This window comes from Streptomyces tropicalis, from assembly GCF_029269835.1.
In the GTDB taxonomy this organism is placed as follows: Bacteria; Actinomycetota; Actinomycetes; order Streptomycetales; family Streptomycetaceae; genus Streptomyces; species Streptomyces tropicalis.
Map to the genome: position 1 here is coordinate 279,005 of NZ_JARJBB010000003.1, position 25,027 is coordinate 304,031.

Here is a 25,027-nt window from a genome sequence, read left to right on the forward strand (position 1 = left end):
GGGCCCGCCGTCCACCGGACGGCCGCCCTCGCGCTGCCGTCCGGCGGAATACCGGGCGACCATGGAGTGCTGTGATCGTATCGGTGCACGAACGCGGCGAAGGGCTGGTGGGCGCATGACGGCGGACCCGGCGTACCCCGTGGTCAGGACGCCGCACGGGGCGATACGCGGCAGGTACGAGCAGGGCGTGGCGGTCTTCCGTGGCATCCCGTACGCGGCGCCCCCGGTCGGCGCCCGGCGGTTCCGGCCGCCGGAGCCGCCCGAGCCGTGGGACGGCGTCCGCGACGCCGGCTCCTTCGGTCCGACGGCGCCCAAGCCGCCGTACTCGGACGTCTTCGCCCTGTACCTGTCCGACCCCGTGGTGCCCGGTGACGACTGCCTCAACCTCAACGTCTGGACCCCGCAGCCCGGACCGGCCGCCCGGCTCCCCGTCATGGTCTGGCTGCACGGCGGGGCGCTGACCCGCGGCTCGTCGGCCGTGCCCGTCTACGACGGGAGGGCCTTCGCCCGCGACGGCGTCGTCCTGGTCTCCGTCAACTACCGGCTCGGCGTGGAGGGATTCGGCCTGTTCCCGGACGCCCCCGCCAATCCCGGTCTGCGGGACCAGCTCGCCGCCCTCACCTGGGTGCACGAGTCCGTCGCGGCCTTCGGCGGCGACCCGGACCGGATCACCCTCTTCGGGCAGTCGGCCGGGGCGATCAGCATCGGCGCCCTGATCGCGGCCCCGCAGGCCCAGGGGCTCGTCCGGCGGGCCGTCCTGCAGAGCGGCCCCCCGGAGGCCGCCGACCGCGACAAGGTGCGCCGCATGGTCCGCCGGATGGCGACCCGGCTGAAGGTCCCCGCCACCGCCGAGGCCTTCGCCGCCGTCGACCGCGGCCTGCTGCTGCGCACCCAGGCCGAGGCCGGCCGCCTCAGCAGCCCCGTCCTCGGCGGCCCCGCCTTCGGCATCGTCACCGACGGCGACCTCGTCCCCCGGGACCCCCTGGCGGCCCTCGTGGAGGGCGGTGCGGCGCCGGACGTCGACCTGCTCCTGGGCTGGACCAGCGACGAGTACCGGCTGTGGCTGGTGCCGGGCGGCCTGGTGGAGCGCGTCGACCGGCTCGGCGCGGTCGCGCTGGCCGGCGCCATGGCCCGCTGCCACTGCGGCCACGAGGTCGTGCGCGGCTACCGCTCCCTGCACCCGCGGGCCGGCCCGGCCGAGATCGTCGGCCAGATGGTCACCGACCACCTGCTGCGCCGCCCGCTGCACCGCCTGGCCGACGCCCGCCCGGGCTCGGCGCACGTCTACGAGTTCGCCTGGCCGTCGCGGCGGCCCGGGCTCGGCGCCTGCCACGCCCTGGAGCTGGGCTTCGTCTTCGACACCGGCGCCCTCCCCGAATCCCGGCTGCTGGCCGGCGAGGGCGCGCCGCAGGAGCTGGCCGACGCGATGCACACGGCCTGGGTGCGCTTCGCCGCGGACGGCGACCCCGGCTGGCAGGCGTGGGACGCGACGCACCCGGTACGGATCTTCGGCGACGCCGCGCCGCACACCGCGCACGGGCCGCGGGACGCGGAACTGGCCCTGTGGTCGTCGCCCCCGCCCGCGGACCCGGACGGCACCCCGCAGCCCCCGGCGGGCCGGTCCCCGGCACGGGCCGGCGAACTGCGCTCGGTCGTCCGCCGGCTCCGCCGCTCCGGCGGGGTGGGACGCCCCTGAAGGACGTCCGGCAGGGACTCCGAAGGACGTCCGGCAGGGACTCCCCACGACCCTTTCGAGGCGCCCCGCCCCCCCCGAGTGGTCCGGCACTCCGACGGCGGTCCGTGCCGCCGGTCGGGCTCGGCCCGCAGCGGCGGACCCCTCCGAACCCGCGGTGCCTCCCGCGGAGCGCGGCCGCCTCGCGGTGGGCCCGGCGGGGCGGCGCGCGGCCTTGCGGCGGCCCCGGCGGCACGTGGCGGCGTCGCGATGCGCTGGGCGGCCTCGCAGCGGGTCCTGCCGGGGTGGGGCGCGGCGAGTCCGCTGCGCGCCCTGCGGCAGGTGGCGAATCCGCGGTGAGCCCCGGCGCACCCGGTGGTGCGCGGTGGGGCCGGCGATGGGTGCTGCGGGACGTGCCGCGGTGGCGCGCGGCGAGCTCGCGGCGGGCTCGGCGGTGCGTAGTCGACGGGAGCCGCGGCGTCGGGCTCAGGCGGGGCGGGAGCCGTCGCCCGACGCGGTGAGCGCGGTGCGGGCCGCGGGCAGGTCCGGGTGGACCGGGAGCACACGGTGGGCGCCGGTGACGTCCAGCAGGCGCAGCACGAAGGTGCCCGCGCCCACCAGAGCGGTCGGGCGCCGCCGCGCGGTGTGCAGCAGCAGGTTGAGCAGTGCGGAGTCGCAGAAGGCGACCTGGTTCAGGTCGAAGACGACGGGACCGTCGAAGGAGCGCAGCGCCGTGGCGGTGGCGTCCTCCACCCCGTCGAGGACGTCCATGTCGAAGTCGCCGTACAGGGCGATCACCCAGACCGGCCCGTCCGGCCCGGCCCGGGAGACCCCCGACTCCGCGGGTCCGTGGAAACTTGTCATGCGGCAATGATCGGGGCTCGGAGAGCCCGGCACAACCAGGGGGAGCCTCCGGTTCCGATCAGCGCCGGGGACGGCCCGGCCCGGTGCCGTCCCCGGGCCCTGCCGACAGACCGCGCGCGACCTCGGCGATCGCCTCCGGTCCCACCCGGCAGCATCCCCCGATCAGCCGTGCCCCGCGGGCCCGCCAGCCCGCGACCCGCTCGGGGGTGAAGCGCGAGCTGCCGGTCCAGGCGCGCGCCGCGGCGTCCCAGGTCTCGCCGCTGTTCGGGTAGACCACGACCGGCTTCCCGGTGACCCGGGCGGCCGTCTCCACGGCGGCGTCCACGTCCCCGGGGTCGCAGCAGTTCACGCCGACCGCGATCACCTCGTCCACCTCGGCGGCCTGGGCGAACGCATCCTCCAGGGGCTGCCCGGCGCGGGTGCGGCCGCCCGCGACCGTGTACGACAGCCAGGCCGGCACCCCCAGCCCGCGCACCGCCCGCAGGAGCGCCGCGGCCTCGTCGGCGTCCGGGACGGTCTCCAGGGCCAGCACGTCGGGGCGGGCGGCGGCGAGCACTTCCAGCCGGGGCCGGTGGAAGCGTTCGAGGTCGCCGGCGCCGAGCCCGTAGCGCCCGCGGTACTCCGACCCGTCGGCGAGCACGGCCCCGTACGGACCGGCCGACGCGGCCGTCCACAGCGGCCGGGTCACCCCCTTCGCGCGCGCCTGCCTCGCCGCCTCGCGGGCCAGCCGCACGCTCGACGCCATGAGGACGGCGGCCCGCTCCCGCCCGATCCCGCGCCGCGCGAACCCCTCGAACGACGCCTGGTAGCTCGCGGTGATCGCCACGTCCGCGCCCGCCTCGAAGTACGCGAGGTGGGCCGCGGTGACCGCCTCGGGCCGCTCGTCCAGCAGCCGGGCCGACCACAGCGCGTCACCCAGGTCGTGCCCGGCCGCCTCCAGCTGGTTGGACAGGCCGCCGTCCAGCACGACGGTCCCGGCGGCCAGGGCGTCGGCGAGCGGGGGCACGGGCGCGGCATCGCCGGTCATGCCCCGACGCTAACCCATCGCGGGCCGGACGGGCGGGGGCGTTCGTACGCGGAGGTGCGCCAGGGTGCGCCGGGGGACGACGGGGCCCGCGGAACCCGTGCCGAAGCTGCACCCGGCGCCCTGTGCGGACCGACACTGAACCGTGATCCGTGACCCCGGCCCGGTGCCGCCCCGGCTCCGGCGCCCGACGCAGGAAGGACGGCACCGCGATGCGCCTGCCCCCCGAGGACCGCGCACTCAGCCCCCGCACCGGGTTCACCCGCGACCACTGGGTGGCGGCGGCCGACGCCCTGCTCGCCGCGGTGGAGCCGTACGCCACCCCGGACCGCGCCCTCTACCACCTGCCCGGCGGCCGCCCGAGCCGGTCCGGGCGTCTCTCGGACGGGCTGGAGGGCTACGCCCGGACCCTGCTGCTCGCCGCCTTCCGCGGGGACGCGACCGTGCTGCAGCGCTACGCGGACGGACTGGCGGCCGGGACGGCGGGCGCCTGGCCCCGTGTCGAGGACCGCAGCCAGCCCCTCGTCGAGGCCGCGTCGGTCGCGCTCGCCCTGCGGCTGACCAGGCCGCTGCTGTGGGACCGCGTCGACGACCGGGTGCGGCAGCGCGCCGCCGACTGGCTGGCCGACGCGCTGACGGCCGAACCTTGGCCCTGCAACTGGGAGTTGTTCCCCGTGACGGTGGGCGGCTTCCTCCAGGAGGTGGGCCACCGGCCGGAGGCGTCCCGCCGGGCCGTCGACCGCGGCCTGGAGCGCGTCGAGGAGTGGTACCTCGGCGGCGGCTGGTACTCCGACGGCCCCGGCCGTGCCTTCGACCACTACAACGGCTGGGCGCTGCACTTCTATCCGGTCCTGCACGCCCGGCTCGCCGGCGACCCCGTCCTCCTCGACCGGTACGGAGGCCGGCTGGCGGCCCATCTCGCCGACTGCGCACGGATGTTCGGCGGCGACGGCGCGCCGATGCACCAGGGCCGCTCCCTGACGTACCGCTTCGCCGTGGCGGCCCCTCTGTGGCTGGGCGCCCTGGCGGACCGCACCCCGCTGGCGCCGGGGGAGACCCGCAGGCTCGCCTCGGGCGCCCTGCGCCACTTCCTGGTCCGGGGTGCCGTCGACGGGCGCGGCCTGCTCACCCTCGGCTGGCACGGCCCCGACGGAAGCGTCCTCCAGGACTACTCGGGGCCGGGCTCCCCGTACTGGGCGAGCAAGGGCTTCCTGGGGCTGCTGCTGCCCCCGGACCATCCGGTGTGGACGGCGCCCGAGGAACCCGGCCCCGCCGAGCGCGCGGACGCGGTGACGGCGTTGGCCGCACCCAACTGGCTGCTGCAGTCCACCCGGGCGGACGGCCTGGTCCGCCTCCACAACCACGGCAGCGAGGACGTCCGCTACGACCCCCACTACACGCGCCTCGCCTACTCCACCGCCACCCGGCCCTCGTCCCCCTCGTCCGCAGGGCCCGACAACACCGTCCGGGTGGGCGAGGCGACGGGCCGCACCGGCATCGAGCCGCTGGGCGCCGGGGAGGGCTGGGCGGCCTCCCGGCACACGGTCGCCGACGGGATCGCGGTCACCAGCGCGGTGGCGGTGCACGGGGCGGCGGAGGTGCGCGTCCACCTCGTGGCCGGCGCGGCACCGGGGACCCCGGTACGGATCACCGGCTGGCCGCCCGCCGAGGGCCTGTGCGGCGAACTGGCCCCGATCCACGGCCTGTCGGCCGAACCCGCCGCCCCGATGCCCGGCCCGCCGGCGGAGTCCGGCGCCCCGACCGGGCCGGCGGACCCCGCCGCCCTCACCGGGACGGCCGGCGCGGACCCCGCCCTCTTCGTGGCCCTCGCCCGCCTCACCGGGGAACCGGATCCCGCGCCTCTCGCGGACCTGGCGGCCGTCGACGTGGCGGAGGAGGGGCCGGGGCCCGTGGTGCGCGTCCGCTGGGCCGCCCCGGGCCCCTCGCTCGTCCTCCGTTTCCACCCCCAGGGCGGGCCGCACACCGCGGGAGCGTGCTGGTCGGTCTCCGTCCTGGCATCGGCCTGACGGATGCGGGCAGTTGGTGTCTTCGTTCAACCAGTTCCCGTCACCAAAGGGGCGCAAGTGATCAGAGAATGCAGTAGAGTTCCACGCGAGCCGCACCGGAACACAAGGTGCCGGTTCATGCGTCGGTGGTCCAAGGAAAGACGTCCCGCTTCCTGCGGGGAGATGCAGGTGCAAGGCCTGCCCGGCGCTCGGTCATGAGCCCCGGTCCGCACAGTGCGGACCGGGGCTCATGCGCTGTCCGGCGGTCGCGGGCGGGCTCGCGGCGGCTCTGCATGGCGCGCAGGGGACGCCCTTGTGTGGTTTTGGTGATGGTCCTCAAGTCGGGCCAGCAGCAAGGGCGTTGAGCATATGCGGCTGATAAGATCGTTCCACTTTTCGATAAAGGCTGATGACGTGTCATGGACGCGTACGGGGGACAGTCTCGAAGGCCCCATCGCTAAGGAGTGATGTTGGTCCGCCAGTAGGTTCGCGGCCGTGCGGGGCCGGTCTCCGCCGCCCGGGCCAGTGGGCTGCCCGCTTCCGGCGCGATGCGACTTGAAGAGAGTCTCATGACGTCATTGATCCGGGATCCGCTGCTGTGGATCCTGCTGGTGGTGCTCGTCGCTGCGGTGTCCGCAGTGATGCGGGCCCGGAGAACCAACATGGCTCTCCGAAGAACGAAGGCAGACCTCGAGGCCGGACTCACCCGTGCCCACGGCGAACTCGGCCAGGCGCAGGTGCGGGTCACCGCCCTGAACACCCAGCACCAGCACGACCTCGCGGACGTCCGGGCGGACGCCGAGTCGGCGACCAAGGCGGTGCTGAAGTCCGCGATGGGAACCCTGCAGTCCCTCTCCGAGGAGCAGCAGGTCCTGCTCGACACCCTGCTCAAGAAGTACGGCGACGACACGGAGGTCCTGGCCGACCTGATGTCGGTCGACCACACCGGCAGCCAGTTCGGCCGCCGGGCCAAGGGGATCTCCGTCCTGTGCGGCGGCTGGCTGGGACGGCGCCAGGGCGCCGCCACCGTCTTCGACGTCGCCCGCAGCGCGCAGGGCAGGATCAAGGACTTCGACCGCGTCGGCGTCCACACCCAGGTCAACGTCTCCATCGCGGGCCGCGCGGTCGAACCGATCGCCGTGGTGCTGGCCGAGCTGCTGGACAACGCGACGAACTACAGCGCCCCCGGAACCCCGGTCGAGGTCAACATCCAGACCGTGCCCACCGGCGTGTGCTTCATCGTCGACGACGCCGGACTGGGCATGGACCAGGAGACCAAGGACCGGGCGCACCTGCTGCTGTCCGGCGACGGCACCGTGGACATCACCAGCCTGGGCGACCCGCCCCACTTCGGTTTCGCCGTGTGCGGCATGCTCGCCTCCCGCTACGGCTTCGCCGTCTCCGTCGGGTCGGTCTCCCCGTACGGCGGTGTGCGTGCCGTGATCCGTGTGCCCGAATCCCTCCTCGCCGCCGGAGGTCCCGCGCCCGTGGCCGACGCCCAGGACACCACCGACCCGGAGCCGGCGCCCCAGCGCCTCGCACCCGTGCCGGTGGGTCCGTCGCACGTGGTGGGCACGACCCCGGGCGGACTGCCCAAGCGGCGGCGCCGCCAGGGCAGCCCCATCGCGGTGGTGCCCGCCCCCGAAGCCGCCGACGGCGGACCGGAGGCCGAACCGGACGGCGAGGTGACGGCCTCGCGGCTCGGCGCCTTCGCGCGCGGAACACAGCTCGGGCGGATCACGAACACCACGGAAGGACCTGACCACCAGTGAACACCGACCTGTCGTGGGTGCTGAACGACGTGCTCGAGGTGCGTGGGGCCCGCCACGCGGTCCTCGTCTCGGGCGACGGCCTGCTGCTGCAGCGCTCGGACGACATCACGCGCGACGACGCGGAGACGAACGCGGCGGCGATGAGCTCCATGCAGTCGCTGAGCCGCGCCGTCGCCGGCTTCGTCGGTGCCGGGCACGGGATCTGGAAGCAGACGCTGCTGGAGTACGACGGCGGCTGGATCTTCCTGATCGCCGCGGGCCAGGGCGCCTACCTGGCCGTGTCCGCCGCGCCGGACGTCGACATGGAGGCCGTGTCCTTCCGCATGCAGAAGACCGTCGCGGCCCTGAGCAAGGCGATGAGCGTGGCGCCGCGCGCGGACAACGGCGTGGGCGCATGACGGCGCCCGGCGAGGAAGCGTCCGTCACCAGCGACTTCGTCCGGTCGTACGTCATCACCGGCGGGCGCAGCCTGCCGGCGGCCGACGACCTGGCCCTGCACACCCTCGTCACCCTGGCCCCCGGGCGGACCGCTCCGCTGGGGGCCGGGCCCGAGGTCAGGGCGATCTGGGAGCTGTGCGCGGGCGGCTACCTGTCGGTCGCCGAGGTGGCCGGCCACCTCGAACTGCCGGTGGGGGTGGCCCGGCTGCTGCTCACCGACTTATTCGAGCAGGGGCACCTGCTGCGCCGCGCCGAGCCACCTCGGGCGCAGAACGTTGACCGAGCGATCCTCGAGAAGGTTCTCCATGGACTCCACTCCTTCATCGGCTGAGACGGCCGCGGGTTCCATCTACGTCTCCAGCGCGGTGACCAACGCCGCGAAGATCCTCGTCGTGGGGCACTTCGCGGTCGGCAAGACCACCTTCATCGGCTCGCTGTCGGAGATCAAGCCGCTGCGCACCGAGGAGAAGATGACGCAGGCGTCCGTCCACGTGGACGACCTGCGGGGCGTCACCGACAAGACCACCACCACGGTGGCCCTGGACTTCGGCCGCCTGACCCTGAGCGACGAACTCGTCCTCTACCTGTTCGGCACCCCGGGCCAGCAGCGGTTCATGCAGTTGTGGGAGGACATGGCCCGCGGCGCGCTGGGGGCGCTGCTGCTGGTCGACCCCGCCCGGCTGGAGGAGACCTTCCCCGTCATCGACCTCGTCGAGGGCTACGGACTCGAGTACGCCATCGCGGTCAACACCTTCGCCGGCGGCAACGTGTACGACGAGGCGGAGGTGCGCGAGGCGCTCGACCTCCTCCCCGACACCCCGGTCGTCCACTGCGACGCGCGCGACCGGCAGTCCTCCGGCCGGGCGCTGATCGCCCTGGTCCGCCACCTGCTCGACCGCGCCGCCTGACCCACGAACCGCCCCGGGCCACCGGACCCGGGGCCAGCAAAAGGATGCCCATGGACCGTCAGACAGCCTCCGCCCCCGCGGCCGGCAGATGCCCCATGCACGACAGCGCGTTCGCCGACGACCCGCAGCAGGTGTACGACCGGCTGCGCGCCCACGGACCGGCCGGACCGGTGGAACTCGCCCCCGGCGTGGACGCCACCCTCGTCGTCGGGCACGAGACGGCGCTGCGCGTGCTGCAGAACTCCACCCTCTTCGCGCGCGACGCCCGCCGCTGGAAGGCGCTCAACGAGGGACGGGTCCCGCTGGACAGCCCGGTCGTGCCGATGATGGCCTACCGGCCCAGTTGCCTGTTCACCGACGGCGCCGTGCACCTGCGGCTGCGCAAGGCCGTCACCGACAGCCTCGCCCGGCTCAACGTCGCCCGGATCCGGCGCGACGTGGAGCCGATCGCCGACTACCTCATCGACCGGTTCAGCGAGCGCGGCCGCGCCGACCTCCTCAACGACTACGCCAAGCTGCTGCCGCTGCTGCTCTTCAACAAGCTCTTCGGCTGTCCCGCGGACATCGGCGACGCCCTGACCAGCAGCATCTCCGCGATCTTCGACGGCAAGGACGCGGCGCGGGCCAACGAGGAGCTCACCGCCTGCCTGATGGAGCTGATCGCCCTCAAGCGCCGCGAGCCCGGCGACGACGTCACCTCCTGGCTGATCCAGCACCCGGCGGGCCTCACCGACGAGGAGCTGAAGGACCAGCTCGTGGTGCTGATGGGCGCGGGCATGGAGCCCGAGCGCAACCTCATCGCCAACGCCCTGGTCCTGCTGCTGTCGCCGGGCGAGTCCGGCCGGGACGGCGGCATGCTCATCGAGGACGCCCTCGACCACGTGCTGTGGAACCAGACCCCCATCGCCAACTACGCCACCCACTACCCGGTGCAGGACGTCGACCTCGGCGGCGTGGTCGCCCCGGCCCACACCCCGGTCGTCATCTCCTTCGCCGCCGCCAACAGCGACCCCGCGCTCGCCGACGCCCGCCGCACCCACAGCAAGGGCGCCCACCTGGCCTGGGGCGCCGGTCCGCACGCCTGCCCGGCCAAGGACCCGGCGCTCACCATCGCGCTCACCGCCATCGAGCGGCTGCTCAACGCGCTGCCCGACCTGGTGCTCACGGTGCCGGAGAAGGACCTCCAGTGGCGTCCCGGCCCCTTCCACCGGGCGCTGGCCGCCCTGCCGGCGGCCTTCAGCCCCACCCCGGCGACCCGCATGGCCGCCGCGGCGCTGCACCACCGCAACGACCGGTCCGCGGCGTCCCCGGCGTCCCGGCCGCTGCCGCCGGCGGACCCGTCCCCGGCGGCCGCGCGGGGCACCTCCGGGCCGCAGGGCCGGCGGAAGGGCTTCTGGAGCAGCTTCCTGGACATCTTCCGCGTCTGACGAGGCCGGCCCGTTCCCAAGGGCGGGGTGGGTGACATCTGCCGGAATCGGTGCTTTCTGCCAGTGGCCCGCGTCACCCCCGCGCCCGCGGCACACCCGGGGAGGGGACCCGGGACGGCCGCCCGGAGGGCGGGGGCATACCGTGAGGAGTCGTACGCCTGAGCCGGGAGGAGAACAGGGATGGGCAGCCGTACCGCGCTGGTCGAGGATCTGATGGAGCGCTTCCCGCACGTGCCGCGGGAGGCCGTCTTCAAGGAGGACCTGCTCCGCGGCGGAGTCGCCTTCGACGCGTCCGCCCTCAGCGACAACGAGGACGGTGAGGTCAAGCCGAAGTCGTACTTCATCTTCTCCTTCGACCACGGCACCCTGCCCGAGCTGGGCGAGGCCGCGCTGCGCCGCCCGCCGGAGGAGATCATCCTCACGGGCGGCCCGTACGGCCTGCGGCGCACCGTCGTCTCCGTGCGGGTGAACCCGTCCTCCCCATACCGCGTCGCCGCCGACGAGGAGGGCCGGCTCGGGCTCTACCTCGACGGCACGCGGATCTCCGACGTCGGCGTGCCGCCGATGCCCGAGTACTACCGCCACACCCTGTCCAACGGGAAGTCCGTCATGGAGGTGGCCCCGACCATCCAGTGGGGCTACCTGATCTACCTGACCGTCTTCCGGGTCTGCCAGTACTTCGGCGCCAAGGAGGAGTGCCAGTACTGCGACATCAACCACAACTGGCGCCAGCACAAGGCAGCCGGACGCCCCTACACCGGCGTGAAGGACGTCGAGGAGGTCCTGGAGGCGCTGGAGATCATCGACCGGTACGACACGCAGAAGGCGTCCACCGCCTACACGCTCACCGGCGGCGCGATCACCAAGACGGTCTCCGGCCGCGACGAGGCCGACTTCTACGGCCACTACGCCAAGGCCATCGAGGAGCGCTTCCCGGGCCGCTGGATCGGCAAGGTCGTCGCCCAGGCCCTGCCGAAGGACGACGTGCAGCGGTTCAAGGACTACGGCGTGCAGATCTACCACCCCAACTACGAGGTGTGGGACCGCCGTCTGTTCGAGCTGTACTGCCCCGGCAAGGAGCGCTACGTCGGCCGCGACGAGTGGCACCGCCGCATCCTGGACTCCGCCGACGTGTTCGGCGCGCGCAACGTGATCCCGAACTTCGTCGCCGGTGTCGAGATGGCCGAGCCCTTCGGCTTCACGGACGTCGACGAGGCCATCGCCTCCACCACCGAGGGCCTGCGCTTCTTCATGTCGCACGGCATCACGCCCCGGTTCACCACCTGGTGCCCCGAGCCCACCACCCCGCTCGGCAAGGCCAACCCGCAGGGCGCGCCGCTGGAGTACCACATCCGGCTGCTGGAGGCCTACCGCGCCACGATGGACGAGTTCGGCCTGTCCTCGCCCCCCGGCTACGGCCCGCCCGGCCCGGGCAACGCGGTGTTCTCCGTGAGCTCCTTCATGGACAGTCTCCCGGCGCAGAAGCCGACTTCGGTGTAGTTTTCCGGCCACGGTGAGTGTGCGGACGTCGTCGTCCGTACTACGGAACGGAGTTGTGGGGCGCGGCCCGCGCCGCAGGCATCTGAATACGGCGCTTGTCAGTCGCGGCGGCCGCGTGAAAGGCTCGCAGCCGCCGCGAGGGGTCCCCTCAACTCCCTTCTCGATGCGGTGAGTTGACCTCGCCCGTGGACGCAGGAGACTCATGCCCGAGCTGCCCGGACCCATGGACGCCGCCGAGGCCGCCCTGCGCTCCGCCTGCTGGGACGCGGTGCTCGCCTACGCGGAGCTGTGCACCACCGGGGAGGCCGAGGCGCAGCACCTGGCCACCCAGGCGTTCGCGACCGGCCTGCGCGAGGTCCGCGCCGCGGAGGCCGGCGCCGCCCGCGGCCGCGTCACCCCCCGGCTGCCGGCCCTCCCGCTGATGCTCACCGCGGTGCGCACCACGGCCGCGTCCTGGGAGTCCGGCGGCCTCGGCCACCGCCTCGACCCCGCCCTGCGCCAGTGGCTGGCTTCCGACGCCGCCGGCCGGTACACCGGCCCGCCGCTGAGGCGCCCCCTCGCCCTGCGCGGCCTGCGGGACCTGCCGGAGCCGGACGCCGCCCTGCTGTGGCTGACCGAGGCCGAGGGGCTGCCGCTGCCCGTCGCCGCCCGCCGGCTCGGCCTCGACCCGGCGACCGTCTCCGAGGAGCTCAGCGAGGTCCGCACCCTCTTCCGGGACCGCTGCCACCGCGCCCACCTGGACGCGCCGATGGACGCGCCGTGCCGCAGCTACGCCGGGCTGCTGGACGCGGTCACCCGCTCGCCCGCCGCCGAGACCCCCGAGGACCTCGCCCGCCACGTCACCGGGTGCGTGGAGTGCGCCGAGGCCGCCGCCTGCCTGCGGCCGCACGGCGGGGGACTGCCCGCCGCACTCACCGACGGCGTGCTCGGCTGGGGCGGCGCCGCCTACCGGGAGCGGCGCCGCCGGGCCGCCGAGGCGCGGCGCGGCGTCCGTCCCGCCGGCGCGGCGGCCCCCGGCCCGGACGATCCGGCGGAGGGCGCGGGCCGGGCCACGGCCGTCCGCAACGGGCTGCTCGCCGCGGCCGTCCTGCTCTCGCTGCTGGCGCTGGCCGTGTCGATGATGCCGTTCGGCGGCTCCGCGGGCGCCACCGCCCGCGACGACGACCGCCGCCCGGTCGCCGACCCGGCCGTCTCCGCGTCCGCCCCGCCCTCGTACCGGCCCCGGTCCGCCTCCCCGTCCGCCCCGCGAGCCACCGGCGCCGCCCCCACGCGGCCCCGCCGCGCCACCCCCGCCGCCGGCATTCCGCGCCCCACCGCCACCCCCTCGCCCACCCGCCGCGGTGCCACCCCGCCCCCCGTCGCCACCGCCCCGCCGGCCTGCCGCGTCCAGTACGAGGTCGCCGACCAGTGGTCCGACGGCTTCGAGGCCCACGTCACGGTCACCACCGCCGCGGCCCTCGACACCTGGCGCGTCGCCTGGACCTTCCCCGACGGCCAGCGCGTCCGCCAGATGTGGGACGCGACGGCCGACCAGCACGGCACCGGCGTCACCGCCACGGCCGCCGACTACGACGGCTCCGTCCCCGCCGGCGGCACCCTCTCGTTCGGCTTCACCGGCACCCGCGAGGGCCGGAACCCCGTCCCGGACGACTTCACACTGAACGGGCGCGGCTGCGCCGGGAACTGAGCCCGGGGAACCGCCGTGCCGCTGACGATCAGCGAGGCGGGGTGCGCACTCCGGCCTGGTCCTGGTCCCCCCGGCCCCCCTGGCTCCGTTCCCGGCCCAGGACGTCGAGGACGACGGAGCCGTCGACGGTCTCGTGGGCGACCAGTTGTCCGGCCAGGCGTTCCAGGGCGGGCCGGTGCCGGCGCAGCAGGGTGATCGCGCGGTGTTCGGCCTGGCGGAGCAGGCGGGCGACCTCCTCGTCGACGACACGCTGGGTCTGCTCCGAGTACGGCGGCCGGCCGGGCTCGTCGGTGGTCTCGCCGCCGAGGTAGTGCGGGTGGGAGGAGGCGTAGCCGATCGGGCCCAGTTCGGGAGAGAGGCCGAACTCGCGGACCATGCGGGTGGCGATCTGCGTCGCTCCGGCCAGGTCGTTGGCGGCTCCCGTCGATCCCTCGCCGAAGACCACGAGTTCGGCCGCGCGCCCGCCCAGGCGTACCGCCAGAAGGTCGGTCATGTAGCTTTCGCTGTGCAAGTGACGCTCCGCCTCCGGGAGTTGCTCGGTCACTCCCAGGGTGACGCCGGCGGGCAGGATGGTGACCTTCGCCACCGGGTCGGCGTGCTCGCACAACGCCGCGACCAGCGCATGGCCCGACTCGTGGACGGCCACCGAGCGGCGCTCCTCGGGCAGCAGCGCGTTGGAGGACTCCCGGCGTCCGAGCAGCACCCGATCGCGGGCGGCGTCCAGGTCGTGCGGTTCGATCCGGGTGCGGTTGTTCCGTACGGCGTTGATGGCACCCTCGTTGACGAGGTTGGCGAGATCGGCGCCGGAGAACCCGGGAGTGGCGCGCGCCACGGCATCCATGTCGACGTCCGGAGCCAGGGTCTTGTCACGGGCGTGGACGGCGAGGATCGCGGCCCGCTCGACCTGGTTGGGCAGGGGCACGGTGACCTGCCGGTCGAACCGCCCGGGGCGCAGCAGGGCGGGGTCGAGGGCGTCGGGCCGGTTGGTGGCGGCGAGGACCACGATGCCGCTGGACTGGTCGAATCCGTCCATCTCGGCCAGCAGCTGGTTGAGGGTCTGCTCGCGCTCGTCGTTGCCGCCCAGCCGTGCCGCGCCGGCACGACGCGATCCGAGGGCGTCGATCTCGTCGATGAAGACGATCGACGGGGCGCGTCTGCGGGCCTGGTCGAACAGGTCGCGCACCCGGGAGGCGCCGACCCCGACGAACATCTCCACGAACGCGGAGCCGGTCACCGACAGGAACGGCACGTCCGCCTCGCCGGCCACCGCCCGCGCGAACAGCGTCTTGCCGGTCCCGGGTGGCCCCACCATGATCACGCCACGGGGGCCCTTGGCGCCCGCGGCGGTGTACCGGCCGGGGTTGCGCAGGAAGTCGACGACTTCGCTGATCTCCTGCTTGACCCCGTCGTAGCCGGCGATGTCGTCGAAGCCCGTGGTGGGCCGCTCCGCCTCGATGATCTTCGCCCGTGAGCGTCCGATGGCGCTCAGCCCACCGGTCATCGACCCCGCCGCCCGGCGTCCCATCCACACGAGGAAGCCGACCAGCAGCAGGAACGGCAGGAACGAGAAGAGCACGGACACCCATGCCGAGCCGCCGCCGTTGCTCTGACTGGCTTTGATCTGCACGTGGTGGGAGGTCAGCTGCTGCTGGAGCTGGGCGCCGGTGCCCAGCGCGGTGGGGATCTGGGTGCTGAACCTCGTGCCGTCCTTCAGGGTGCCGCCGACCGCGCCCTTGTCGTTGATGTCGACCGTCTGCACCTGGCTGGCACCGACCTTGGCGACGAAGTCGCTGTAGGACAGTGAACTCGTGTGCGGCCCTGACCGCGCGCGTGAGAGCAGCAGGACGATGACGAGCGTCATCAGGATCCACCAGAACATCCACCGTCCTCCGAGCGGCTGCGGCTGCCGCGACGGAGGTCTGGGCGGTTCGCGCGGCGGCCCGGGCTCGACGGGCGGTGCCGGATGCCGGTGCGGCATCCGCACGCGTGTGATCACCATTCCCACGCCCTTCGGTCCGGCGCCGTGCCCCGTTAACCAGCCTCGACCCGGCCGGTCCCGGGCGGCAGGGGTCGAACGGCCCTGATGGGGCCCCTACCGTGGTGCGGCGCCGCCGGCCGGACACCGGCGCGAAGGCGTCGCGGCCCTCGCCGACCAGGGGAAGGGCCCCCGGCCCTGCTCGGCGGCGTCCCCGGGCGGGCCGCCGTGCCATGGCCATGCCTTCCGCCGGGGGCCGTCCGCCGGAAGCACGGGGAGGACCCTGCCCCCGGTGGGCAGAATTCCGGCTGAACCGGATCACCTCCGGCCACCGCTCGCCGCACGGCTTCCGCCTGGCTACCGCCCCCGGTACAGGCGGTCGAGGTCGACGAGCACCACATGCCCGTCGGCTTCGGCCTCGCGAAGCGCGGGGGTGAAGCCGGCACCGCTGTAGCAGGCGGGCCGGGTGTGGGTGACCTCCTCGCCGCGGGCGGCGAGGAGGTCGAGGAGGTGCCGCAGGTGTTCCAGGTGGTGCAGGTCCATGACCTGGTCCCGGCGTGCGGTTCCCACCGACAGCAGAGCGCCGGGACGGGCGCCGGCCCGGCCGCGTACGACGACCTCCGCCTGTGCGACGGGGCCGGCACGGTGCGCCGGGTCGGGGAGTGAGCCGTGGGCCGCCGTCGCGGCGTGTGCGCCGAAGACGGCCGGATCGGCGAAGTCCATGACCCAGTCCCGGCACATCTGGGCGAAATGGGGTGCGACCACCGCGGAGTCGAAGACCGGACGCGCATGCCGCCAGACCTCGGCCGCGCCCTGCTGCTCCAGCGCCGAGCGGTAGGGCCAGACCGCCGCGTGCTCGAAGGCGAGCAGCGGCTCGGTGATGCGCAGCCGGATCAGGTTCGGGCGGAAGGCGTCGGGCTCGCCGTGCAGCAGACCGTTCTCCCGCAGCAGCGCAAGACAGCGGGCGGCATCGGTCAGCGGAGCCCCGAGGCGTTCTGCGATCTCGCCCTGGGTCGAGCAGCCCGAGGCGAGGGCGGCGAGGGCGGAGTGGCATAGCGCACGGTCCCAGTGGTCGGTCTCCTCCTGCAGCAGATGATGTGCCTCGAGGAACAGGGGAGTGCTGGGGTCGAGCACGGTCCTGCACACCCAGGCGTCGAAGTCGGCCGGGCCGCCGGGCGTGCGGTCCCCGACGTAGCCCCGGTAGGCGGGCGTCCCGCCGACGACGGCATGGACCAGCAGGGCGAGGCCGGGATCCCCGATGTCCCACAGCCGCGCGGCCTGCCGGTAGTCCAGTGGGCCGAGGACGAGTTCCAGATCGGTCAGCCCGTGCAGGGGTGAGGCCGCGCTGAACAGCCGGTGCATCACCGGCAGGGCGCTGCCGCTCAGCAGCAGGCGTGCACGGTTGTCCCGGCCCGCGTCGCGCAGACGCCGGTAGGCGCCGTGAAGGGCGGAGGGAAGCGGGGGACTCTGCCGTACGAGGTCGGGGAACTCGTCGATGACGATCGGGACAGGCCGCCGGTCTCCCAGCGCCAGCAGCGCGTCGACGGCGTCCTCCCAGCCACGCCAGCGGCTCGGCGGCGATGTGCCCGTGTACTGGGCGAGTTCGTCGCCGAGTCGGCGCAGGGACTCGGCCTGCGCCGCCGACTGCGCCCCGAAGTAGAAGCCGCCCAGGGCTGCGGCGAGTGCCCGCAGGAGGTACGTCTTGCCCTGCCGCAGCCGTCCCGACACCACACCGAGGCCGGGTCCGGGCCGGGTGTCGCAGGCGAACGCGACGAGCGCGTCCCACTCGGCGTCGCGGTCGAAAACCGTCTTCGGCTTCGCGGGAGGAGAACCGTCGGACGGCAACACGATTGCTCCCCTCGCTCGGCAGCACTCCTGCCACCAGTACAACGTCGATCGCCGGACACCGCGACACGGGACGCGGACCTCGGCCGGAGCCGTCGAATCCGGCCACGAGCGGATCAGTCACCGGGGGCCGCATCACCCCGCATCGGCGGAGGTGCGGTCGGGCGTGCTCGAGGCCCAGGCGACGGCGTCGTCGAGTTCTCCGTACCCGAACCGCCGTACCTCGGCCTGGACGACGCGGTTCGCGAGGTGGGGCGCAAGGGGGGCGAGCCTGCTGTCGGCCGCCAGCGCGATCCTCCTGATCCTGCGATGGTGGGCACGGACGAAACGCACGTGCCGGAGCAGGCCTGCGATGTTCTCCCATCCTGGAAAGGCGCGCGCGTGCACCACGACTCCGGCCAGTTCGCCGTGGGTTTCGAGCCAGCTGTCGGCGGTCTGTGCCAGAGCGTCGAAGTCCTGTGTGCGCAGCGGCTGTTCGACCTCGATCACGAGAACCCCGGACTCGGGCAGGAGCCGGTGGGACACACCGGGCCCCTCGGGCAGTGAGACGAGCCAGCGCACGGCTTCCTCGCGATCCCGGCCACCGAAGACGCGTACCGGACAGGGCATCAGGAAGCGCGTGAACCGGGTCGACTGCCGGATCCAGCCGAGGTCGCTGACGACGGCGCAGCCCTCGAACAGGCGCATGGCGCCGATCCCGACCTTGAGGTCCTCCCACACGGCCGCCGGTGTGAGCATCCGGAACTCCGGGCCGCACTCCCACAGGAGCCGGATGCGGCGGCCTTCCCTGCGCGCGGCGTCGACGAGCGGCTCGACCACCGCTTTGTAGTCGGCCCTCGACACCGTGCCGATCGCCTTCACGGCGTCGACCTCCGAGGGCACGTCCTGGGCTCTCTCCAGCATGGCGTTCCTCCCTGGCGCCGGTGTGATGCGGAGACCCGGCCGACGACGGGGACGGGCACGGCGGCCGACGCACCCGCGCAGCCGATCACCGCTGCCGTCGGGATCGACACCGAGGGGGAAGGCCCTCGGGAGGGCCGAAACCCTGTGCCACGGGCGCCTCGGACCGTGCGCCGCGAGACGCCGGCGCGGCGGGCCGCATGCCGATGACACGGCCGTTCCCCTCGTTCGGCGGTGCTCCCGCTTCCAGTACAACGCCGGACGGCGGGCCCCGCGACACGCGAGTCGTCCACCGGCAGGGAGGACGGACGACGCACCACCGGGCGGCAGGCAACGACCCGGACCCACGGGAGCCGGGGGAGCGGGGAGCACACCGTGCGCTGCGTCCCGGGCGGGTTCAAGCTGGAAACAGATCTCGACCTGGGCACCGGCTCCGCTCGAGGCGGCCCGGCGGCACCGGGGTCGGGGACCGTGACACGCCGCCGTGCCCCGGCACGGGCGATCACGCTGTGCGAAGGCAAGGGAGAGCAATCATGCGGGTGGGAGTGCTGACCGGCGGTGGCGACTGCCCCGGTCTCAATGCGGTGATCCGCAGCGTCGTACGCAAAGGCGCACAGGAGCACGCATGGACGTTCGTCGGGATCGTCGACGGGTGGGCCGGTCTGGTCAAGAACGTGACCATGCCCTTGGACGTCCCGGCCGTACGCGGAATCCTTCCGCTCGGCGGCACGATTCTCGGCTCCTCCCGAACCAACCCCCTCCGGCTCGAGGACGGCGTCGACCGCATCAGGAGCACCCTCGGCGCGCACCGGATCGATGCGCTCGTCGTCATCGGCGGCGAGGACACGCTGAGCGTCGCGACCGCGCTGTCCGACGCCGGGGTCAACCTCGTCGGCGTGCCCAAGACCATCGACAACGACGTGGGCGGCACCGACTACACCTTCGGCTTCGACACCGCCGTCACCATCGCGACCGAGGCCATCGACCGCCTGCACACCACCGCGGAATCCCACAAGCGCACACTCGTCGTCGAGGTGATGGGACGACACTCCGGGTGGATCGCTCTGCATGCCGGCGTCGCCGGGGGCGCGAACGCCATCCTCATCCCGGAAGTGGAGTTCGATCTCGACCAGGTGTGCGCCTGGGTGGAGAAACGCTTCGAGATCAACTACGCGCCGATCGTCGTCGTGGCGGAGGGAGCGGTTCCCAAGGCCGGACAGATGGTGGTCAAGGACGAGTCGCGTGACGAGTTCGGGCACGTGCGTCTGTCCGGGATCGGTGACTGGCTGGCCCAGGAGGTCGAGGGCCGTACCGGGAAGGAGGCCCGCACGACGGTTCTCGGGCACGTCCAGCGCGGTGGCACGCCGAGCGCGTACGACCGGTGGCTCGCCACACGCTTCGGTCTGCACGCCGTGGACGCGGTCGAGAACGGCGACTTCGGCACGATGACGGCTCTGCGCGGCACGGACATCACACGCATCCCGCTTGCCGAGGCCACGAAGGCGACCAAGCGGGTCTCCCGGGAGCTGTACGCGGAGTTCGACGTGTTCTACGGCACCTGACGCCGTCCCGCGGCGGCCTCAGACGTGCGGTACGACGACGACCGGGCGGTGCGCGTGATGCAGGACGGCGTGGGCCACGGGGCCCAGCCGCCGCTCGCCCGCCCGCAGGCCCGAGCGCCGGCCCAGGACGAGCAGGTCGGCCCGCCGCGAGGCCTGCACCAAGGCGTGGGCGGGGTGGAGGAGGACGACGTCGGGCAGCACCGGGACTCCCGGATACGTGTCCTTCCGGCCCTGGAGCACGTCGGACAGCCGTTGGACTTCGTCGTCCTCCCACGCCGCCCGGTCCTCCTCGGGCACTCCGACCGCCGTCCACGCAGCATGGCCGGAGAGGGCCCATGCGTACACGGCACGCAACCGGGCGTCACGGAGCTGAGCCGCGCCGAACGCGAAGTCCAGCGGTGGTTCGGCCGCGTGCGCCACGTCGACGCCCACGCACACCTCGGTCTCACGTGCCGCTGCGGCGGGGATCCCGGGCACGATCGCGACGGGGCAGGAGGCGGTGCTCGCCGCGGCCAGCGCCGTCGAGCCCACGACGAGACCGTCGAACCCGCCGTCCCCCCGTGCGCCGACGACGAGCAGCTCGGCCGTCTCGGAGGCCGAGAGGAGGGCCGCAGGGGCCGCGTCGGTGACCTGCACGCCGCTCGTCGCCACGTGCGGACAGCCACGGGCAAGGTCGGTCCTCGCGCGCTGGAGCAGTTCCTCGCCGGTCTGCTGCCACGAGAAGGCGACCGGCCCTTCGGCGGAGTCACGGGCGGGGGCGGGGGCGGGTGCGGCGTGCACGAGGCGCAGCGGGAGGTCTCGCAGCGCCGCCTCCCCGGCGGCCCATGCGGCCGCGACCAGGCTTTCCCGGGATCCGTCGATCCCGACCACGACCGAGCGGGTCATCCTGCACTCCTTCCCGGCACCGCCTCATGGGCAGGCACAAGCGCTCGCCCCCGACGTCCGTCCCTCGGCGCTCGTCGCCTCCTCGTGGCCATTGTGAAGGGGGAACCGCGGTGACACCTCCCGGGGCACCCGTGCCCGCAAGGGGGCGGCTCGGACGGGCCGGGCCCCGGAATCCCGCGTGCTGCGGGCCGAGGGGGCCGAGTGGGCGAGCGGTCGCGGCCGGCGGTGAGGAGGCAGGGGCGGGAGGCACGCACGTCGGTCCAACGACGGCGTCCCGGACGCCCCGTTCAGTCCTCTGCGCGGGGCCGAACGGCCCTGCTGGACATTTCGGCCCGTATGTGACTCTTGTGGCATGCAGAGGCAACCAGGCAGAGGCGTCGGCGGCGCCGGGCTCGGCACGGGGAAGAAGACCCGCCTCAACCGGATCCTCCACCAGCACGGCCTGCGCAACGGTACTGCGATCTTCCTGCCCTACGACCACGGGCTGGAGCACGGCCCGCGGGACTTCTTCGACAACCCCGTCGTGAGCGACCCGGCGTACATCATCCGGCTCGCGCTGGAGGGAGGGTTCAACGGGATCGCCGTCCAGATCGGGCTGGCCGAGAAGTTCTACTGGGACTACGCCGGCGAGGTTCCCCTGATCCTGAAGCTGAACGGGAAGACCGACATCCCCTCCGACGCCGAGGCCCTCTCCCCGCTGCACGCGTCCGTCGCCGACGCGGTCCGCCTCGGAGCCGACGCGGTGGGCTACACGCTGTACGTCGGCAGCCCTGCCCAGGAAACGGACTTCCGGCAGCTCCGGCAGGTCCGGGAGGACGCGCAGCGGTTGGGCATGCCGCTGATCGTGTGGGCGTACCCGCGCGGCGCGGCGATCGAGGGGAAGGGGGGCCGGGACTCCTTCTATGCCGTCGACTACGCCGCGCGCACGGCCAGTGAACTCGGCGCGGACATGGTCAAGGTGAACTTCCCGCATCCGGAGAAGGTGTCCGGGGTCAAGGACGCCTACCAGCACGAATTCTCCCCCCAGCAGGCCATCGACGCCGTGGTGCGGTCGGCGAACCGCACCCTGGTGCTGGTGTCCGGCGGGGAGAAGGCGGGTGACGAGGCGATGCTGGAGAAGACGCGGCAGTCGATGGAGGCGGGCGCCACCGGGCTGATCTTCGGCCGCAACGTCTGGCAGCGCGAGCACGACGAGTCGCTCCGGTTCGTGGCCCGGCTCCGGGAGATACTCTCCCAGCACCCCCGGGCAGGCGCACCCGGCGCCTGAGCCGCACGCCGCTCTTCGCCGCGGCCGCCGCCGGGCTCGGCGGCCGGCCCGGCGGACGGACGGCACCGCCCGCAGCGTGCCGACCGTGCCGTGGCTTCGCACGCTGGAGGGGCACGTCGGGGTGCGACCGCCTCCGTCCGGTCGTGGTGCCACCGGCCGCGGGCCCTCAACTGGCTGGCCGGACGGGTCGGTTCCTAGACTGTGAGGCGTGGTCCGGCCCAACGAGGAGGTCGAGGCGCTCCTGCGGGAGTACGCGGACCTCATCGCCATCACCGGAGGCGACGCGTTCAAGGCGCGCGCCTACGAGAAGGCGGCCCGCGCGATCGGCGGTCACCCCGCCGACGTCTCCCACCTGGACGTCGCGGGCCTGAAGGAGATCCCGGGCGTGGGCACGTCGATCGCCGAGAAGGTCGTCGAGTACCTGCGTACCGGCAAGGTCGCGGTGGTCGAGGAGAGGCGGGCCAGGATCCCCGCGGGGGTGCGGCAGCTCATCTCCATCCCCACCCTCGGCCCCAAAAAGGCCATGGCCCTCTACGAGGACCTGCACATCTCCTCGGTGAGGGAACTGGCCGACGCCATCAAGGCGGAGAAGCTGCGGGACCTGAAGGGCTTCGGGGAGAGGACCGAGGAGAACATCCTGCACGGCATCGCCCTCATGCAGCAGGCAGGAGGGCGGATCCCGCTGAGCACCGCCATGGAGACCGCCGAGGACATCGTCACGGAACTCTCCCGGGTCGCGGGCTGTGACCACTGTGCATACGCCGGTTCGCTGCGCCGCGTGAAGGAAACCGTCGGCGACATCGACATCCTCGTCGCCGCCGGCCGGTCGGCCCCCTTCATGGACGCGCTCACCGAACTGCCCTCCACCGCCGAGATCATCGTGCACGGCGAGAAGAAGACCTCGATCCGTACCGTCCAGGGCGTCCAGGTCGACCTGCGCGTGGTGCGACCGGACGCCTGGGGCGCCGGCCTGCAGTACTTCACCGGCTCGAAGGCGCACAACATCCGCACCCGCACGATCGCCGTCCACCTGGGGCTGAAGCTCTCCGAGTACGGACTGTTCGAGACCGGGGGCGGACAGCGGGTCGCCTCCCGCTCCGAGGAGGAGGTGTACGCCCGGCTCGGCCTGCCGTGGATCCCGCCCACCCTGCGCGAGGACCGGGGAGAGATCGAAGCCGGCCTGCGCGGCGAGCTGCCCGAGGTCGTGGCGGAGGGCGACATCAGAGGTGACCTGCACACCCATACCGACCTCACCGACGGCCTCGCCCCGCTGGAGGACATGGTGGCGGCGGCCGCCGAGCGGGGCTACGCGTACTACGCGGTCACCGACCACGCACCCCACCTGTACATGCAGCGCATGACCGACGAGAAGATCCTCGCCCAGCGCGCGTGCGTGCGGTCTCTGGACGGCAGGCACCACGGGATGCGGCTGCTGCACGGCACCGAGCTCAACATCGGGCCCGAAGGGGAGGTGGACTGGCCGGACGAGTTCCTCGAAGGCTTCGACGTCTGCGTGGCCTCGGTGCACTCCCACTTCAACCTCGGCCGCAAGGCGATGACCCGGCGGATCGTGCGCGCCTGCGAGAACCCCCACATCCACGTCATCGGCCACCCCACCACCCGCCTGATCGGCAGACGGCCGGGGATCGACGCCGACCTCGACGAGGTGTTCGCCGCCTGCGCCCGCACCGGCACGGCCCTGGAGATCAACGCCCAGCCCGACCGCCTCGACCTGGGGGACGAGGACATCCTCCGCGCCAGGAGCCACGGGACGAAGTTCGCCGTCGACACCGACGCCCACTCGATCCCCCAGCTCGCGTACCTCCGCTACGGAATCGGCACGGCGCAACGCGGATGGCTCACCCCGGACGACGTGATCAACACCTGGCCACTGGGGCGGCTGCGCCGGTTCCTGCGCGAGCACCGGGCGGACTGAGGCCGCGCTGCGCGGGCGTCCCGACAGGCGTCGCACACTCCGGTCGGGCGCCTCGGAGTCGGAGGCCGTGGATGCCGTCTCGGCCACCGGAGACAGGGCTGCCCGTCGAATCCGCTCGGGCGGTTCGCAGGAGCACGGACCGCTCTTGGTCAGGTGCGCCGCCCGGTGTGCAGGGGCCGCAGCACGAGCCTGCCGCCGGGTGCGCCGTCGACGCGGGTGCCGAACGACCGGCAGTGCCTGTCGAGGACGGCGCACAGCCACTCGGTGTCCTCGGGCGAGGCGTGCTCCAGCCGCATCCTGCGCGCCTGCAGGGGCACCATCCGCGTGTCGACCAGCCGGCCGGTGTCCGCCTCCACGGACACCAGGTACAGCATCCGCAGGTCGTCCCGGAAGCTCTCGTAGCCGCCGATGCCCTCGTAGTCGTCGACGAGGTCGCCGCAGCCGTACAGGACGAGCCTGTCCCGGTACACCTCCAGCGGGCGCGGATGGTGCGAGGAATGCCCGTGTACGACGTCCACGCCCGCGTCGAGCAGCGCGTGGGCGAAGCGGACCTCGGAGCGGGAGACGTCGTAGCCCCAGTTGGGGCCCCAGTGGACCGAGACGACCGCGATGTCCCCCGGCCGCCTGACCTGCCGGAGACGGTCGGCGAACGCGGACGCGGCGGCCACCGAAGGCTCCGCGACGTCGACGCCGGACCGCTGCCCGGTGGCGGCCCAGCTCTCCGGGATCCCGCTGGACGGCATCCCGAGGGAGAAGACCAGCACCCGCCCACCGGTGCCCAGGGGCACGATCGCCGGCCGCCTCGCCCCCACCTCGTCCCGGCCCGCGCCCGCCGTCCGCAGCCCCGCCTCCGCCAGGGCGCCGAGCGTGTCGTCGAGGCCGCGCGGGCCGAAGTCGAGCACATGGTTGTTGGCCAGCGCACAGACGTCCGGGCGGGCCGCGGCCAGGCACGGCAGGTTCGCCGGGCTCATCCGGTAGTGGACCTGCTTGCCGGGCACGAAGTCCCCGTCACCGGTGACGGTGGTCTCCAGATTGACCACCCGCACGTCCGGCGCGGCGTCGTCCAGGACCGGCAGCGCCTCACCCCACGGCCAGCGGAAGCCGACCGGCCGGGGAATCGGCCCGCTCGCCGCCTCCGCCAGGTCGACGTAGGCCCGGGCGTCGTGGATGTACGTCTCCCGCAGCGCCGGGTCACCGGGGTGCGGGAGGATCTGATCGACGCCCCGGCCGAGCATCACGTCCCCGCCGAGGAACAGGGTGACCACGTCCTCGTGCACCCTCCCAAGCTAAAGCCGTCGTGGGCGGTGCGCGAAGGATCCGCGTGACGGGGGGGAGGGGGGAGCCACCGGGGGGCGCCGT

General features: G+C 73.7%; 19 protein-coding genes. 12 read left to right on the forward strand and 7 right to left on the reverse strand.

Translation table 11 applies throughout. The annotated features are described in order from the left end of the window. Positions 1-115: 115 nt before the first annotated feature. Positions 116-1,696, forward strand: coding sequence for a carboxylesterase/lipase family protein (locus tag P3H78_RS07810; RefSeq protein WP_276108089.1), 1,581 nt, complete (start codon positions 116-118; stop codon positions 1,694-1,696). 462 nt (positions 1,697-2,158) lie between these two features. On the opposite strand, the gene P3H78_RS07815 is transcribed toward P3H78_RS07810, so the two are convergent. Both P3H78_RS07815 and mmuM read right to left on the reverse strand, forming a co-directional pair. Next, a complete protein-coding gene (locus P3H78_RS07815; RefSeq protein ID WP_276108090.1) occupies positions 2,159-2,536 on the reverse strand; it encodes an STAS domain-containing protein in 378 nt (125 codons plus the stop codon). Positions 2,537-2,594: 58 nt separating this feature from the next. Further along, entirely contained in the window at positions 2,595-3,563 is a 969-nt protein-coding gene (gene mmuM / locus P3H78_RS07820; protein WP_276108091.1) for a homocysteine S-methyltransferase, read from the reverse strand. A gap of 209 nt (positions 3,564-3,772) precedes the next feature. Between mmuM and P3H78_RS07825 the strand changes: the two genes are divergently transcribed. The 8 genes from P3H78_RS07825 to P3H78_RS07860 all read left to right on the forward strand — a co-directional run bounded on the left by P3H78_RS07825 (position 3,773) and on the right by P3H78_RS07860 (position 13,298). Further along, complete coding sequence (locus tag P3H78_RS07825) at positions 3,773-5,587, forward strand: DUF2264 domain-containing protein (protein ID WP_276108092.1); 1,815 nt, start codon at positions 3,773-3,775, stop codon at positions 5,585-5,587. 548 nt (positions 5,588-6,135) lie between these two features. Beyond that, positions 6,136-7,338 carry an ATP-binding protein gene (locus P3H78_RS07830; protein WP_276108093.1) on the forward strand — a complete coding sequence of 401 codons (1,203 nt, stop codon included), beginning with the start codon at positions 6,136-6,138 and terminating at the stop codon, positions 7,336-7,338. Further along, complete coding sequence (locus tag P3H78_RS07835) at positions 7,335-7,736, forward strand: roadblock/LC7 domain-containing protein (RefSeq protein ID WP_276108094.1); 402 nt, start codon at positions 7,335-7,337, stop codon at positions 7,734-7,736. The genes P3H78_RS07830 and P3H78_RS07835 overlap by 4 nt, the downstream gene beginning before the upstream one ends. Beyond that, entirely contained in the window at positions 7,733-8,107 is a 375-nt protein-coding gene (locus tag P3H78_RS07840) for a DUF742 domain-containing protein (protein WP_276108095.1), read from the forward strand. The genes P3H78_RS07835 and P3H78_RS07840 overlap by 4 nt, the downstream gene beginning before the upstream one ends. Then, positions 8,082-8,684, forward strand: coding sequence for a GTP-binding protein (locus P3H78_RS07845; protein ID WP_276108096.1), 603 nt, complete (start codon positions 8,082-8,084; stop codon positions 8,682-8,684). Before P3H78_RS07840 ends, P3H78_RS07845 begins: the two co-directional genes overlap by 26 nt. 95 nt (positions 8,685-8,779) lie before the next feature. Then, positions 8,780-10,111 (forward strand): cytochrome P450 family protein, encoded by a 1,332-nt coding sequence (locus tag P3H78_RS07850; protein WP_276108320.1) that lies wholly within the window; start codon positions 8,780-8,782, stop codon positions 10,109-10,111. A gap of 180 nt (positions 10,112-10,291) precedes the next feature. Continuing rightward, on the forward strand, positions 10,292-11,611 hold the full coding sequence (locus P3H78_RS07855) for a radical SAM protein (protein ID WP_276108097.1): 1,320 nt from the start codon (positions 10,292-10,294) through the stop codon (positions 11,609-11,611). 202 nt (positions 11,612-11,813) lie between these two features. Further along, positions 11,814-13,298: a cellulose binding domain-containing protein gene (locus P3H78_RS07860; protein ID WP_276108098.1), complete on the forward strand. Its 1,485-nt coding sequence runs from the start codon at positions 11,814-11,816 to the stop codon at positions 13,296-13,298. Positions 13,299-13,326: 28 nt separating this feature from the next. Here P3H78_RS07860 and ftsH read toward each other — a convergent pair whose 3' ends face one another. The 3 genes from ftsH to P3H78_RS07875 form a co-directional block, all read right to left on the reverse strand. Further along, on the reverse strand, positions 13,327-15,177 hold the full coding sequence (gene ftsH, locus P3H78_RS07865) for an ATP-dependent zinc metalloprotease FtsH (protein ID WP_276108099.1): 1,851 nt from the start codon (positions 15,175-15,177) through the stop codon (positions 13,327-13,329). A 453-nt stretch (positions 15,178-15,630) separates the two neighbouring features. Next, a complete protein-coding gene (locus P3H78_RS07870; protein WP_276108100.1) occupies positions 15,631-17,121 on the reverse strand; it encodes an AAA family ATPase in 1,491 nt (496 codons plus the stop codon). Positions 17,122-17,253: 132 nt separating this feature from the next. Beyond that, positions 17,254-18,021 carry a SpoIIAA family protein gene (locus P3H78_RS07875; protein ID WP_276108101.1) on the reverse strand — a complete coding sequence of 256 codons (768 nt, stop codon included), beginning with the start codon at positions 18,019-18,021 and terminating at the stop codon, positions 17,254-17,256. Positions 18,022-18,551: 530 nt separating this feature from the next. Here P3H78_RS07875 and P3H78_RS07880 point away from each other — a divergent pair. Next, positions 18,552-19,580: a 6-phosphofructokinase gene (locus P3H78_RS07880; RefSeq protein WP_276108102.1), complete on the forward strand. Its 1,029-nt coding sequence runs from the start codon at positions 18,552-18,554 to the stop codon at positions 19,578-19,580. An 18-nt stretch (positions 19,581-19,598) separates the two neighbouring features. Here the strand turns inward: P3H78_RS07880 and P3H78_RS07885 are convergent, their stop codons facing one another. Next, positions 19,599-20,465: a universal stress protein gene (locus P3H78_RS07885; RefSeq protein WP_276108103.1), complete on the reverse strand. Its 867-nt coding sequence runs from the start codon at positions 20,463-20,465 to the stop codon at positions 19,599-19,601. Positions 20,466-20,817: 352 nt separating this feature from the next. Here P3H78_RS07885 and P3H78_RS07890 point away from each other — a divergent pair, with 352 nt between their 5' ends. Further along, positions 20,818-21,732, forward strand: coding sequence for a class I fructose-bisphosphate aldolase (locus P3H78_RS07890; RefSeq protein WP_276108104.1), 915 nt, complete (start codon positions 20,818-20,820; stop codon positions 21,730-21,732). A gap of 208 nt (positions 21,733-21,940) precedes the next feature. Further along, the gene (gene polX, locus P3H78_RS07895) at positions 21,941-23,668 is read left to right on the forward strand and encodes a DNA polymerase/3'-5' exonuclease PolX (RefSeq protein WP_276108105.1); all 1,728 of its coding nucleotides are present in this window, start codon (positions 21,941-21,943) and stop codon (positions 23,666-23,668) included. 149 nt (positions 23,669-23,817) lie between these two features. Here the strand turns inward: polX and P3H78_RS07900 are convergent, their stop codons facing one another. Next, positions 23,818-24,945, reverse strand: a complete 1,128-nt coding sequence (locus tag P3H78_RS07900) for a CapA family protein (protein WP_276108106.1) — start codon at positions 24,943-24,945, stop codon at positions 23,818-23,820. Positions 24,946-25,027 lie beyond the last annotated feature (82 nt).

Excerpts from the sequence above, each read along its gene's own strand:
- P3H78_RS07810 (WP_276108089.1), top strand. The coding sequence starts at position 116 with ATGACGGCGGACCCGGCGTACCCCGTGGTCAGGACGCCGCACGGGGCG.
- P3H78_RS07815 (WP_276108090.1), bottom strand. The coding sequence starts at position 2,536 with ATGACAAGTTTCCACGGACCCGCGGAGTCGGGGGTCTCCCGGGCCGGG.
- mmuM (WP_276108091.1), bottom strand. The coding sequence starts at position 3,563 with ATGACCGGCGATGCCGCGCCCGTGCCCCCGCTCGCCGACGCCCTGGCC.
- P3H78_RS07825 (WP_276108092.1), top strand. The coding sequence starts at position 3,773 with ATGCGCCTGCCCCCCGAGGACCGCGCACTCAGCCCCCGCACCGGGTTC.
- P3H78_RS07830 (WP_276108093.1), top strand. The coding sequence starts at position 6,136 with ATGACGTCATTGATCCGGGATCCGCTGCTGTGGATCCTGCTGGTGGTG.
- P3H78_RS07840 (WP_276108095.1), top strand. The coding sequence starts at position 7,733 with ATGACGGCGCCCGGCGAGGAAGCGTCCGTCACCAGCGACTTCGTCCGG.
- P3H78_RS07845 (WP_276108096.1), top strand. The coding sequence starts at position 8,082 with ATGGACTCCACTCCTTCATCGGCTGAGACGGCCGCGGGTTCCATCTAC.
- P3H78_RS07850 (WP_276108320.1), top strand. The coding sequence starts at position 8,780 with ATGCACGACAGCGCGTTCGCCGACGACCCGCAGCAGGTGTACGACCGG.
- P3H78_RS07855 (WP_276108097.1), top strand. The coding sequence starts at position 10,292 with ATGGGCAGCCGTACCGCGCTGGTCGAGGATCTGATGGAGCGCTTCCCG.
- P3H78_RS07860 (WP_276108098.1), top strand. The coding sequence starts at position 11,814 with ATGCCCGAGCTGCCCGGACCCATGGACGCCGCCGAGGCCGCCCTGCGC.
- ftsH (WP_276108099.1), bottom strand. The coding sequence starts at position 15,177 with ATGTTCTGGTGGATCCTGATGACGCTCGTCATCGTCCTGCTGCTCTCA.
- P3H78_RS07875 (WP_276108101.1), bottom strand. The coding sequence starts at position 18,021 with ATGCTGGAGAGAGCCCAGGACGTGCCCTCGGAGGTCGACGCCGTGAAG.
- P3H78_RS07880 (WP_276108102.1), top strand. The coding sequence starts at position 18,552 with ATGCGGGTGGGAGTGCTGACCGGCGGTGGCGACTGCCCCGGTCTCAAT.
- P3H78_RS07885 (WP_276108103.1), bottom strand. The coding sequence starts at position 20,465 with ATGACCCGCTCGGTCGTGGTCGGGATCGACGGATCCCGGGAAAGCCTG.
- P3H78_RS07890 (WP_276108104.1), top strand. The coding sequence starts at position 20,818 with ATGCAGAGGCAACCAGGCAGAGGCGTCGGCGGCGCCGGGCTCGGCACG.